General features: G+C 68.0%; 11 protein-coding genes and 1 pseudogene. 7 read left to right on the forward strand and 5 right to left on the reverse strand.

The features are described from left to right. Positions 1 to 1,424: 3-hydroxyacyl-CoA dehydrogenase (locus tag AC6RA4_RS18100; RefSeq protein WP_500162748.1), on the forward strand; the 1,424-nt coding region annotated here is incomplete at its 5' end. A gap of 145 nt (positions 1,425 to 1,569) precedes the next feature. Here AC6RA4_RS18100 and AC6RA4_RS18105 read toward each other — a convergent pair. Continuing rightward, a complete protein-coding gene (locus AC6RA4_RS18105) occupies positions 1,570 to 2,496 on the reverse strand; it encodes an ABC transporter ATP-binding protein (RefSeq protein ID WP_500162750.1) in 927 nt (308 codons plus the stop codon). Between the two features lie 75 nt (positions 2,497 to 2,571). On the opposite strand from AC6RA4_RS18105, the gene AC6RA4_RS18110 reads away from it, so the two are divergent. Genes AC6RA4_RS18110 through AC6RA4_RS18130 form a run of 5 tightly spaced genes read left to right on the forward strand, consistent with a single transcriptional unit; the run spans position 2,572 to position 5,712 of the window. Continuing rightward, on the forward strand, positions 2,572 to 2,751 hold the full coding sequence (locus tag AC6RA4_RS18110; protein ID WP_007795004.1) for a zinc-finger domain-containing protein: 180 nt from the start codon (positions 2,572 to 2,574) through the stop codon (positions 2,749 to 2,751). A 47-nt stretch (positions 2,752 to 2,798) separates the two neighbouring features. Further along, on the forward strand, positions 2,799 to 3,725 hold the full coding sequence (locus AC6RA4_RS18115) for an AEC family transporter (RefSeq protein WP_500162752.1): 927 nt from the start codon (positions 2,799 to 2,801) through the stop codon (positions 3,723 to 3,725). Further along, positions 3,722 to 4,174 (forward strand): YaiI/YqxD family protein, encoded by a 453-nt coding sequence (locus AC6RA4_RS18120; protein WP_500162754.1) that lies wholly within the window; start codon positions 3,722 to 3,724, stop codon positions 4,172 to 4,174. Before AC6RA4_RS18115 ends, AC6RA4_RS18120 begins: the two co-directional genes overlap by 4 nt. Before the next feature lie 9 nt (positions 4,175 to 4,183). Then, on the forward strand, positions 4,184 to 4,804 hold the full coding sequence (locus AC6RA4_RS18125; RefSeq protein ID WP_500162756.1) for an HAD family hydrolase: 621 nt from the start codon (positions 4,184 to 4,186) through the stop codon (positions 4,802 to 4,804). Beyond that, the gene (locus tag AC6RA4_RS18130; RefSeq protein ID WP_500162757.1) at positions 4,801 to 5,712 is read left to right on the forward strand and encodes an ornithine cyclodeaminase family protein; all 912 of its coding nucleotides are present in this window, start codon (positions 4,801 to 4,803) and stop codon (positions 5,710 to 5,712) included. Before AC6RA4_RS18125 ends, AC6RA4_RS18130 begins: the two co-directional genes overlap by 4 nt. Before the next feature lie 323 nt (positions 5,713 to 6,035). On the opposite strand, the gene AC6RA4_RS18135 is transcribed toward AC6RA4_RS18130, so the two are convergent. Continuing rightward, complete coding sequence (locus AC6RA4_RS18135; protein WP_500162759.1) at positions 6,036 to 7,274, reverse strand: MFS transporter; 1,239 nt, start codon at positions 7,272 to 7,274, stop codon at positions 6,036 to 6,038. A gap of 143 nt (positions 7,275 to 7,417) precedes the next feature. Here AC6RA4_RS18135 and zapE point away from each other — a divergent pair, with 143 nt between their 5' ends. Beyond that, positions 7,418 to 8,494, forward strand: coding sequence for a cell division protein ZapE (zapE, locus tag AC6RA4_RS18140; RefSeq protein WP_500162760.1), 1,077 nt, complete (start codon positions 7,418 to 7,420; stop codon positions 8,492 to 8,494). A gap of 592 nt (positions 8,495 to 9,086) precedes the next feature. Here the strand turns inward: zapE and AC6RA4_RS18145 are convergent. The 3 genes and pseudogenes from AC6RA4_RS18145 to AC6RA4_RS18155 all read right to left on the reverse strand — a co-directional run. Further along, complete coding sequence (locus AC6RA4_RS18145; protein WP_500162762.1) at positions 9,087 to 10,361, reverse strand: bifunctional folylpolyglutamate synthase/dihydrofolate synthase; 1,275 nt, start codon at positions 10,359 to 10,361, stop codon at positions 9,087 to 9,089. After that, positions 10,358 to 11,272 carry an acetyl-CoA carboxylase, carboxyltransferase subunit beta gene (accD, locus tag AC6RA4_RS18150; RefSeq protein ID WP_500162764.1) on the reverse strand — a complete coding sequence of 305 codons (915 nt, stop codon included), beginning with the start codon at positions 11,270 to 11,272 and terminating at the stop codon, positions 10,358 to 10,360. Before accD ends, AC6RA4_RS18145 begins: the two co-directional genes overlap by 4 nt. 68 nt (positions 11,273 to 11,340) lie before the next feature. After that, a pseudogene (locus AC6RA4_RS18155) lies at positions 11,341 to 11,538 on the reverse strand (CPBP family intramembrane glutamate endopeptidase); the annotation flags it as partial.

Raw genomic sequence — 11,538 nt, forward strand, 5'->3', positions numbered from 1 at the left:
GCGCGCGCAAGAAGATGCGCGGCCAGATCGCCCCGCTGCGCGCCATCGCGCTGATCGAGGCCTCCGCCGAGCTGCCCTTCGAGACCGCCCTCGCGCAGGAACGCGCCACCTTTCTCGAGCTGCGGCAGGGCGCGCAGGCCAGCGCCCTGCGCCACGTCTTCTTCGCCGAACGCGCCGCCGCCCGCCCCGCCGCGCTTCAGGCCGAGACGCCGGCAGAGATCCGCAGCGCGCTGGTCGCCGGCGGCGGCACCATGGGCGCGGCCATCGCCTATGCGCTCTGCAACGCCGGCATCAAGGTCAGCCTGCTCGAACACGACGCCGCCGCCGCCGACCGCGCCCGCGCCAATGTCGCCGGGCTCTTCGCGCAGGCGGTGGCGCGCGGCAAGCTGGCACAGGACGCAGCCGACCGGCAACTCGCGCAGGGCTTCGAGTTTCTGCATGGCACGGACGCCCTGCCCCCGGTCGACATCGCCATCGAGGCAGTGTTCGAGGACCTCGCCGTGAAGCAGGCCCTGTTCCGCCGCTTCGCCGCCGAGCTGCCAGCGACGACGCTGCTGGCCACCAACACCTCCTATCTCGACCCCGACGCCATCGCCGGCGATCTCGCAGCCCCCGAGCGCTTCCTCGGGCTGCATTTCTTCGCCCCCGCCCACCTGATGAAACTGGTCGAGATCGTCCGCGCCCGCGCCACCTCGCCGCAGACGCTGGCCACGGCCTTCGGCCTGACGCGGCGTCTCGGCAAGATCGCGGTCGAGGCGGGGATCTGCGAGGGCTTCATCGGAAACCGCATCCTGTCGCGCTACCGGCAGGCCTGCGAGGTGATGCTGCTCGAGGGCGCCCTGCCCTGGGAGGTCGACGCCGCGATGACCGGCTTCGGCATGGCGATGGGCCCGTTCATGACACAGGATCTCTCGGGGCTCGACATCGCCTACGCCAACCGCCAACGCAAGGACCTGCGCAACCAGCCCGGGCTGCGCTACGTGCCCGTCGCCGACAGGCTGGTGGAGGAGCACAACCGACTGGGTCGCAAGACCGGCGCCGGCTGGTACGATTATCCGGATGGTCGGCCACAGCCCTCCGACACCGTGCGCACGGTGATCGAGACCTGCGCCACGGATGCCGGCGTGACGCGGCGCGGCTTCGCTGCGGAGGAGATCTCGCGCCGCGTGGCTCTGGCGATGATCGCGGAGAGCATCGACATCCTCGAGGAAGGCATCGCGCGCCGTCCGGAGGATATCGACCTGACGCTGGTCCACGGCTACGGCTTCCCCCGCTGGCGCGGCGGGCCGATGAAGCTGGCAGAGGATTGGGGCCTCGTCACGGTGCGCGACGATCTCGCGCGCCTCGCCGAGGAGGACCCGATCAGCTGGTCGGTGCCGCCGCGTCTCTCGCGCGCCATCGCGGAGCGGCGCCCCTTGGGCTGAAATCCCCGTCCCCGGCGCTCCTATAGCCGCCGCGCACCCGGCCGTCCGGGCCGGCCTGCCTCCGGCGGGAGTATTTTTGACGAAGAGAAGACAGGGGCGCTGTGCCCAGGTCTCTTCCGGCGGTCAGGAGGACAGGCGTTGCGGTTCAGGCGGCGGGGCGCGAGCGGGTCAGTTCGAGGAAGACATCCTCGAGATCGGCCTGCTCGGTGCGCACGTCGCGGATCCGGATGCCGGAATTGCGCACCAGTTCCAGCACGTCCTCGGCGGCGGTCTCGGTGGCGCGGTAGCTCAGCGCGATCAACCCGCCGTCGCGGGCTTCGGCGGTGATGCCGGGGGCCTCGGGCAGGGTCTCGGGCAGGGTGTCGGGCTGGATCACCATGGTCTTGGCGTCGATCTGGCCGAGCAGGTTGGCGGTGCTGTCGCGTGCCACCACCGCGCCCTGGTTGATGATGGCGATCTCGTCGCACATCTCCTCGGCCTCCTCGAGATAGTGGGTGGTGAGGATGATCGTCATGCCGCGCTCGCGGTTCAGCCGGCGCACGTTCTGCCAGAGCATCTGGCGCAGCTCGATATCGACGCCCGCGGTGGGCTCGTCGAGCACCAGGATGCGCGGGTGATGCACCAGCGCCTTGCCGAGCAGCAGGCGGCGGCGCATGCCGCCCGAGAGCGTGCGGGCATAGGCCTCGGCCTTGTCCGACAGTCCCACCATCTCGAGGATCTCGTCGCTGCGGCGGTCGCATTTCGCCACGCCGTAGAGCCCCGCCTGCACCTCGAGCGCGTCGCGCGGGGTGAAGAACGGGTCGAGGTTGAGTTCCTGCGGCATCACGCCGATCGAGGCGCGGCTCTGGCGCGGGTTGCGATCCTGGTCCCAGCCCCAGATCGACACCTTTCCCGAGCTCTTCAGAACCAGCCCGGCGAGGATGTTGATCAGCGTCGACTTGCCCGCCCCGTTGGGGCCGAGCAGCCCGAAGATCGAGCCTGTGGGCACCGTGAGATCGACGCCCCTGAGGGCTTCCTTGCCGCCTGCATAGGTCTTGCGCAGTGCCTCGATGCGGATCGCGTCGCCACTCATGCCGAGCCTTGCTCCTGTTCTGGTCTTCGCTCATAACGCAGGTAGTGCAGGTGTGACGAAAAGGAAACCGCAGCGATGGCGACCGAAGCCCCGGAAATCAAGATCGTCGACAGCCACCGCATCGCCTGTGACGGCGGTGAGGGGGCGCTGGGCCACCCGCGTGTCTGGTTGATGATCCCGCCCGAAGAGGGCTTTGTCGAATGCCCCTATTGCGATGCGAAATACGTGCATCGCGATTTCGAAGGCAAGGTCTGAGCCAACCCAACCGGGCGGCAGACACCCGCCGAATATGACGGGGTGACATGCTCGCCATCTTCCTCAAGACGATCCCGTTCTTCGCCCTGATCGGGCTCGGCTACGGTGCCGGACGGATCCGCTTCTTCCCCGAGGCCGCGACCGCGGCGCTCACCAAGTTCGTGTTCTACTTCGCCCTCTCGGCGATGCTGTTCCGCTTCTCGGCCTCGCTGTCGATCTCGGCGATCTTCGACGCGCGTCTGGCGGCGGCCTATCTCGTGGGCACCATGGCGGTCTACCTCGTGGCCACCGCCGTGGCTTTCGCCCGCAAGCAGGACCTGCAGACCGCCGCCATCGAGGCGCAGACCGCGAGCATCGGCAATACCGGCTTTCTCGGCCTGCCGATGCTGGCGCTGCTGCTTGGCGAGGCCGCCGTCGCGCCGATCATCCTGATGCTCAGCATCGATCTCATCGTCTTCGCCGCGCTGCTGGTGATCCTCGTCACCGTGGCGCGCGAGGGCCGGATGTCGTGGGGGATCTTCTCGACCATCGGCACGGGGCTGGTGAAGAACCCGATGATCGTCTCGATCGTGGCCGGGCTCGCGGTTTCGTCCAGCGGGCTGCCGCTGCCCACCGTGGTCAACGAGTTCGTCACGCTGCTGGGCAACGCCGCGACCCCCTGCGCGCTTTTCGCCATCGGTGCCTCGCTGGCGTCGAAATCCGCCGAGCGGCTGGCGGTGTCGGGCTGGCTGAGCTTTGCCAAGCTGGTGCTGCACCCGCTCTTCGTGGCCGGCGGGGTCTACCTGCTGTTCCCGGTGCCGCCCTTTCAGGCGGCGGTGGCGGTGGCCACGGCGGCGATGCCGGTGGCGGGCAACGTCTTCATGCTGGCGCAGCATTACGGCATCGCGCCGCAGCGCGTCTCGGCGGCGATCCTGATCTCGACCGCCTTCAGCATCCTCACCGTGAGCACGGTGATCGCGCTGGTGAACCCATGAGCGCGCTCTACATCGATGCCGATGCCTGCCCGGTGAAGGCCGAGGCCGAGCGGGTCGCCACCCGCCACAAGCTGCGCATGTTCGTGGTCTCCAATGGTGGGCTCCGGCCCTCGCAGAACCCGCTGGTCGAGATGGTGATCGTGCCCGAGGGGCCCGACGTGGCCGACATGTGGATCGCCGAGCGCTGCGGGCCGGGCGATGTGGTGGTGACCGGGGATATTCCTCTGGCCTCCAAGTGCATCGCCGCCGGCGCGGCGGTGCTGCGCCACAATGGCGAGCGCTTCACCGAGGCCAATATCGGCCAGCAGCTGGCGATGCGCGACCTGATGGCCGATTTGCGCGCGGCCAACCCGCTGAACCAGGGTGGCGGCGGCAGGGCCTTCACCAAGGCCGACCGCTCGCGCTTCCTCAACGCGCTCGAGCGCGAGATCCGACAGGCGAAAGGCTAGGCTGGGCGCATGGCAATCGAGGCGGTGATCTTCGACATCGGCAACGTGCTGCTGCGCTGGCAGCCCGAGCTCTACTACGACGCGCTGATCGGCGAGGCGGCGCGGCGCGAGATGTTTGCCGAGGTCGACCTGCACGGCATGAACGAGCGCATCGACGCGGGCGGGGAGTTCCGCGCGGTGGTCTACGAGACCGCCGCCGCGCATCCGCGCTGGGCCGACGAGATCCGCCGCTGGCACGACAATTGGAGCGATCTCGCCTCTCCCGAGATCCCGGAAACGGGCGAGACGCTGCGCGCCCTGCGTCGCGCCGGGGTTCCGGTCTTCGCGCTGAGCAATATCGGCGAGGCGACCATGGCGCTGGCAGAGGCGGCCTACCCGGTGCTGAAAGAGTTCGACCGGCGCTATGTCTCGGGCCTCATGGGTGTGACCAAGCCCGACCCGCGGATCTACGAGATGGTCGAGGCCGATTGCGGGCTGGCCCCGGAGCGCCTGCTTTTCACCGACGATCGCGAAGACAACATCACCGCCGCCGCCGCGCGCGGCTGGCAGACACATCTGTTCGAGGGGCCGGAGGGCTGGGCCGCGTGCCTGCGCGCGCATGGGCTCCTGAGCGAAGGAGACGACACATGACCGCGCCCGCATTCATCCCTTACGAGGCCGAGGCGAAACTCGACTGGCTGGGCCTCACCGAGGCGTTCCGGGAGGGCCATCTGCGCCCCAAGGCAGAGATCGCCGACAGCTTCCTCTATCGCGGCAAGGATACGCTGCTGAACCGGGCGGCGTGGATCGACGGGCTGGGGCTGGCGGTGAAATCGGCCACGGTGTTTCCGGGCAACCCCGAGAAGGGGCTCGGCATGGTGAATGGCGGGGTGTCGCTCTACGCCGATGACACCGGGCTGCTCGAGGCGGTGGTGGATTTCCATCTGATCACCAAGTGGAAGACCGCCGGGGACAGCCTGCTCGGCGCGCTGCGTCTGGCGCGGCCCGACTCGAAGGAGATCCTGATCGTCGGCGCGGGCCATGTCGGGCATTCGCTCTTCGAGGCCTATAGCGCGGGCTTTCCGGGGGCCACCTTCAAGGTCTGGAACCGCACGATCGCCAAGGCGGAGGCGATGGCCGAAGAGCTGGGCATCGGCGTGGCGGAGGATCTCGAGGCAGCGGTCGCGGAGGCGGACATCGTCACCTGCGCCACCATGTCGACCGAGCCGGTGATCCGTGGCGACTGGCTGCAACCGGGCCAGCATCTCGACCTGATCGGCGCCTACCGGCCCGACATGCGCGAGGCCGATGACGTGGCGCTGCAGCGCGCGCGGGTCTTCGTCGACAGCTACGACACCACGCTGGGCCATATCGGCGAGCTGAAGATCCCGCTCGAGACCGGGGCGATCACCCGCGAGCAGGTGCTGGCGGATTACTACGACATGGACGCGATGCGGCGCGAGAGCGACGCGGAGATCACGCTGTTCAAGAACGGTGGCGGCGCGCATCTCGACCTGATGACGAGCCGCTACGTGCACGCGCGCTGGCTGCCGGAGTAGCGCGAAGCTCCGGCGCGGAACGAGGCCGCAGGCCGCCGCGCATCGCCGGTCCGCCCCCCGGGCCGGCGATCTGGCTGGGCCGGGTGCCAAGTTGAGAGGTCCTTCGGACTTGGCAGGGATAAATCAAGGAATTCGTCGGTCTGTTCGCCAACCCGCGAACCGACGATGCACGGCTCCTCTTTCGTTCTGCCGGCCAGAAGAGACCCCTTGGCCTCGGACTTGGCCAAATCTTCGAGCATCAGATGCCACTCGCGCACCGACAGCCTGAACGCTGAGAGGCAGGCTTCGAACCGTCGAACGCGGAAACGCTCGGATGCTCGGCTCTACCCCGCCACCGGCACCAGCGCGCGGGTTTCCTTCACCGGCAGGTGGATGATCGCCGAGAGCGCGCCGACGCCGACGCCGATCCACCAGACCAACGTGTAATCGCCATAGGCATCGTACATCCGCCCGCCGAGCCAGACGCCGAGGAAGCCGCCGAGCTGGTGCGAGAAGAACACGATGCCGTAGAGCGTGCCCATGTAGCGCAGCCCGTAGAGATGCGCGACGAGGCCGGAAGTCAGCGGCACGGTGGCGAGCCAGAGCGAGCCCATGACGGCAGAGAACACGATCACCGTGGCGGGGGTGATCGGCAGCATGATGAACAGCGCCGCGGCGATGGTGCGGCCGGTATAGATCAGCGCCAGCAGGTATTTCTTGGGGAAGCGCTTGCCGGCCCAGCCGGCGGCCAGCGTGCCGGCGATATTGGCGATGCCGATCACCGCGATGGCCCAGGCGCCGAGCGCCGAGGTGGTGGTGATGCCGACCGAATGCAGAACGCCTCCGGGCTGGATCGGGCCGCACATCTCCTCGACGAAGGCCGGGAAATGCGCGGTGATGAAGGCGAGTTGGTAGCCGCAGGAGAAGAAGCCGATGAAGATCATCGCAAACGAGGGATCCCGCGCTGCGCGCTTGAGGATCGTGCCCATGCTCTCCTCGATCTCGGCCTTGCTGGCGGCGGGCGCGCGCATCATCGGCAGGGTCAGCAGCATGGCGAGGATGACGCCGGCGAAGATCATGAACACGGTCTGCCACGTGTAGAGCCCGAGCAGCGCCTCGGCCAGCGGTGCGCCGATCACCTGCCCGGCGCTGCCGGCGGCGGTGGTGATCGCCAGCGACATCGAGCGGTTCTCGTCCGACGAGGCCCGCCCCACCACCGCGAGGATCACCCCGAACCCGGTGCCGGCGATGCCGAAGCCCACCAGCACCTCGGCGCTCTGCATTCCCAGCGGCGTGTTGGCCCCGGCCGAGAGTACGAGGCCCACGGCATAGAACAACGCGCCGATGACGATCGCCTTGCGGTCGCCGATGCGCTCGGCCACGGCACCGAAGAGCGGCTGGCCGATGCCCCAGAACAGGTTCTGCAGCGCGATGGCGAGGCTGAACTCGGCGCGCGGCCAGTTGAACTCCTCGGCGATCGGGATCTGGAACACGCCAAAGCTCGCCCGCACCGCGAAGGAGACGAGGATGATCATGCACCCGACGATCAGGACCGGGGTGAAGATGCTGGGCTGCTTGGGCATGACGACATTCCTATGCGGCGGTGCAGCGTCAACCTGAGCCGGGGCCCCGGGAGGGTCAATCGAAGAAATGTTACCGATACAATCATGTTTGGGGAGGCCTGAGGCATCTACACTTTCCCGCCCGGGCGGGCTATGCGCGGGATATGACCACGCTGACCGACCTGTATGACGAACGCGTTGCCGAAGGGCACATCCTGCGCGACCCCGCGCAGGAAGAGGCGCTTCCCGAGTTCGAACGCATCCGCCGCGAGCTGGCCGAGACGCCGGAAAAGCCGAAGCGCGGGCTGTTCCGCAAGGCCAAGGCGCCCGAGCCGCCGAAGGGGCTCTATCTCTGGGGCGGCGTCGGGCGCGGCAAGTCGATGCTGATGGACCTCTTCGTCGAGAGCCTCGACGTGCCGGTGCGCCGGGTGCATTTCCACGCCTTCATGCAGGAGATGCAGGCCGAGCTGCACCGCCTGCGCGGCAAGGGCGTCGACGATCCGGTCAAGCCGATGGCCAAGGGGGTCTCGGACGCCATCAAGGTGCTGGCCTTCGACGAGATGCAGATCACCGACATCGCCGACGCGATGCTGGTGGGGCGGCTCTTCGAGGAGCTGTTCAAGGCCGGCACGGTGGTGGTCACCACCTCGAACCGGGTGCCCGACGATCTCTACAAGGACGGGCTCAACCGGCAGCTCTTTTTGCCCTTCATCGCCCTGATCAAGGAGCGGCTGGTGGTGCGCGAGCTGGCCTCCGAGCGCGATCACCGGCAGGATCGCCTGAAGGGGGCGAAGGTCTATTTCACCCCCATCGACCCCGAGGCGCGGGCCGAGATCGACCGGGTCTGGCGCGAGCTGACCCATGGCAACGAGGAGCCGCTCGTCCTGACCATCAAGGGCCGCAAGCTCGAGCTGCCGCGCTACCACAACGGCGTGGCGCGGGCGTCGTTCTACGATCTCTGCGGCCAGATGCTGGGGCCGGGCGATTACCTCGCCATCGCCGACGCGCTGCGCCTGCTGGTGCTCGAGAACCTGCCGCGGCTGGGGCGGACCAACTTCAACGAGGCCAAGCGCTTCGTGACGCTGATCGATGCGCTCTACGAGGCCAAGGTGAAGCTCATCGTCTCGGCGGTGGACGAGCCCGAGAGCCTCTATATCGAGGGCCCGGGCGCCTTCGAGTTCGAGCGCACCGCCAGCCGCCTGCGCGAGATGCAGTCGGCCGACTGGGGCCACCATCACTGAGCCTGCCGGCGCACAAAAAAGAGGGTCCCGAAGGACCCTCTTAGGCTGCTCGATTGATTATTATTGCCTGTTAGTAATGGGTTTGAAGGGCGGACGCGGTGCCTGTCATCGGCGCTGAACTGGCGCGATGCTGGCGTCCGAAAGTTCTGTGAGTGGTCGTGTTGCCGGGGCCGTTCGCCACGGAGCGCGCCGGTGTCGGGCGGCTGCGCCCGTTCATGACTCTGCTCCGGTCCCGTCTGCGAGGCGATGCCGCGCAGGGGCGAATTCTGTCCCCATGTCCCTGTCCCTCAGGCTTGCGCGTGATCTTGTGCCACGCGCTGCTTGTCCCGTCAGCATAGGTGATTTTACAGAGAACCGTCAACATTTTGTGTCTCGGCCAAGCAGTATGTTGGAATTATCAGACAACCCCAAGGGGTTGTGGCCCGAAACGCTCATGAATGAGGCATCTTTGCCACGCCGCGATCGGGCGAATTGGCTGTCACCCCGTTAGCGCCCAAGTTGAGCTGGGTGATTTCCCAGATATAGGGGAGGGCGAATCACCCAGTCAAGATAAAGCGGTGACGCACCGGATGTCGTGGCGGTAGGGCGCGGCTCAGCCGTTTTCGCGCAGCACCGCCCCGGCAAGGTAGAGCGAGCCGCAGATCAGCACGCGGGCGTGCGGGTCCTGCGCCGCGATCTGCGCCAGCGCTTCAGACACCGAGCCGGCGGTCCCGGCTTGCATGCCGACCGAGGTCGCGACGCGCGCCGTTTCGTCTGCCGCAAGCGTGTTGGCCTCGCCCGGGATCGATACGGCGGTGAGGCTCGCGACCTCTCCGGCCATCGGGCGCAGGTAGCCGGCGATATCCTTAGTGTTGAGCATGCCGCAGATCAGGTGCGTCGGACGCTTGGGCAGGCTACCCAGATGGCGCGCCAGAGCGATCCCCGCCGCCGGGTTGTGGCCACCGTCGAGCCAGAGCTCGACGCCCGGCGCGGCCTCGGTCAGCGGGCCGCTGCGCAGGCGCTGCATGCGGGCGGGCCATTGCGCCTCGGTCACCGCGGCGTCGCAGGCCTCGGCTCCGAGGCCGAGGTGGCGCAGCGCCGCCAGTGCGGCGCCGGCATTCTCGATCTGGTGCGCGCCGGGCAGGTTCGGCAGCGGCAGGTCCAGAAGCCCGGTCTCGTCCTGGAACACCAGCCGTCCGCGCTCTTCCCAGACATGCCAGTGCTGGCCATGGGCCAGCAGCGGCGCGCCAAAGCGCTCGGCGCGGGCCTCGATGACCTCCATCGCCGCCTCGGGCTGCGGGCCGACCACGCAGGGCACCCCGCGCTTGAGGATACCGGCCTTCTCGCCGGCGATCTCGGCCAGCGTCTCGCCAAGGAACTGCTGGTGATCGAGCGAGATCGGGGTGATCACGGTGAGCGCCGGGCGCTCGAACACGTTGGTGGCGTCGAGCCGCCCGCCAAGGCCGGTCTCCATCAACGTCACGTCCGCAGACGTGCGCGAGAAGGCGAGGAAGGCGGCGCAGGTGGTGATCTCGAAATAGGTGATGCTCTCGCCGCCATTGGCCTGCCAGCACTCGTCGAGCACCTGCGAGAGCTGCTCCTCGGGGATCAGCTCCCCGGCGAGGCGGATGCGCTCGTGAAAGCGCGCCAGATGCGGCGAGGTATAGGCGTGCACGCGCTTGCCCGCGCCCTCGTAGCCCGCGCGGATCATCGCCAGCGTCGAGCCCTTGCCATTGGTGCCGGCGGCATGGATCACCGGCGGCAGCTTGCGCTCGGGATGGTCGAGCGCCTCGAGCAGCCGCCAGACCCGGTCGAGGGTCAGGTCGATGATCTTGGGGTGCAGCGACATCATCCGCTGCAGGATGGCGTCGGACCCCTGCGCGGTCATTTGGGTTCGGCGGCGGGGGTGTCGGGCAGCTCGGGAGCGGGCAGGTCGCCCGCCACCGCCGGCGGCATGCCGGTGAGCATGCGCACGATGGTGGTCAGCTCCTCGCGCATCTTGCGGCGGTCGGTGACGCGGTCGAGCATGCCGTGCTCGAGCAGGTACTCGGCGCGCTGAAAGCCCTCGGGCAGCTTCTCGCGGATGGTCTGCTCGATGACGCGCGGGCCGGCGAAGCAGATCAGCGCGTTGGGCTCGGCGATCTGCACGTCGCCCAGCATTGCGTAGGAGGCGGTGACGCCGCCGGTGGTCGGGTGGGTGAGCACCACGATATAGGGCAGGCCGGCCTCGCGCAGCATCTGGATCGCCACGGTGGTGCGCGGCATCTGCATCAGCGACAGGATGCCTTCCTGCATCCGCGCGCCGCCGGCGGCGGAGAACAGGATCAGCGGGCGCTTGAGGCGCTTGGCCTCCTGCGCGGCCTTGATGATCGCGTTGCCCACATACATGCCCATGGAGCCACCCATGAACGAGAAATCCTGCGCGGCGCAGACCACCGGGGTGCGGCCGATCTCGCCGGTGGCGACGAGCATCGCCTCCTTCTCGCCGGTCGAGCGCTGGGCGGCGCGCATGCGGTCGGGGTATTTCTTCTGGTCGCGGAAATGCAGCGGATCCTGCGTCGGTTCGGGGACGTCGATCTCCGAGAAGATGCCGCCGTCGAACAGCGCGGTGAAGCGCGCGCGCGGCGTGATGTTCATATGGTGGTTGCAGTTGGTGCAGACGCCGAGATTGTCCGTCACCTCGCGGTGGAACAACATGGTTCCGCAGCTGTCACATTTCGTCCAGAGGTTCTCGGGCATCTCGCGGCGCGAGAAGATCGAGTTGATCCGGGGACGAACGTAATTGGTGATCCAGTTCATGGCTGCGCCCTTCGCGACTTCCTGTCGCGGCTCACTTATGCCCGCTTGGACGGAATTGCAATCGCGGCTCAGGCCCGCAGGGCAATCCGTGCCGCCAGCCAGCTCAGCCCGATGGAGGCGAGGTCGAGCGGCAGCAGCGCGCGGATCGCCGCTTCGTCGCCGGCACCGAAGGGCAGGTGATAGAGCGCCAGCCCCGACATCGTGCCCTGCGGCGAGATCAGCGCGATGGCCACGAGGTTGTTGAGCATGTGCAGCGCGATCGCCGG

It is taken from the genome of Salipiger sp. (assembly GCF_059781815.1).

What these genes read in the sequence shown, in the direction of transcription:
- AC6RA4_RS18105 (WP_500162750.1), bottom strand. Translation starts at nt 2,496, where the DNA reads ATGAGTGGCGACGCGATCCGCATCGAGGCACTGCGCAAGACCTATGCA.
- AC6RA4_RS18110 (WP_007795004.1), top strand. Translation starts at nt 2,572, where the DNA reads ATGGCGACCGAAGCCCCGGAAATCAAGATCGTCGACAGCCACCGCATC.
- AC6RA4_RS18115 (WP_500162752.1), top strand. Translation starts at nt 2,799, where the DNA reads ATGCTCGCCATCTTCCTCAAGACGATCCCGTTCTTCGCCCTGATCGGG.
- AC6RA4_RS18120 (WP_500162754.1), top strand. Translation starts at nt 3,722, where the DNA reads ATGAGCGCGCTCTACATCGATGCCGATGCCTGCCCGGTGAAGGCCGAG.
- AC6RA4_RS18125 (WP_500162756.1), top strand. Translation starts at nt 4,184, where the DNA reads ATGGCAATCGAGGCGGTGATCTTCGACATCGGCAACGTGCTGCTGCGC.
- AC6RA4_RS18130 (WP_500162757.1), top strand. Translation starts at nt 4,801, where the DNA reads ATGACCGCGCCCGCATTCATCCCTTACGAGGCCGAGGCGAAACTCGAC.
- AC6RA4_RS18135 (WP_500162759.1), bottom strand. Translation starts at nt 7,274, where the DNA reads ATGCCCAAGCAGCCCAGCATCTTCACCCCGGTCCTGATCGTCGGGTGC.
- zapE (WP_500162760.1), top strand. Translation starts at nt 7,418, where the DNA reads ATGACCACGCTGACCGACCTGTATGACGAACGCGTTGCCGAAGGGCAC.
- AC6RA4_RS18145 (WP_500162762.1), bottom strand. Translation starts at nt 10,361, where the DNA reads ATGACCGCGCAGGGGTCCGACGCCATCCTGCAGCGGATGATGTCGCTG.
- accD (WP_500162764.1), bottom strand. Translation starts at nt 11,272, where the DNA reads ATGAACTGGATCACCAATTACGTTCGTCCCCGGATCAACTCGATCTTC.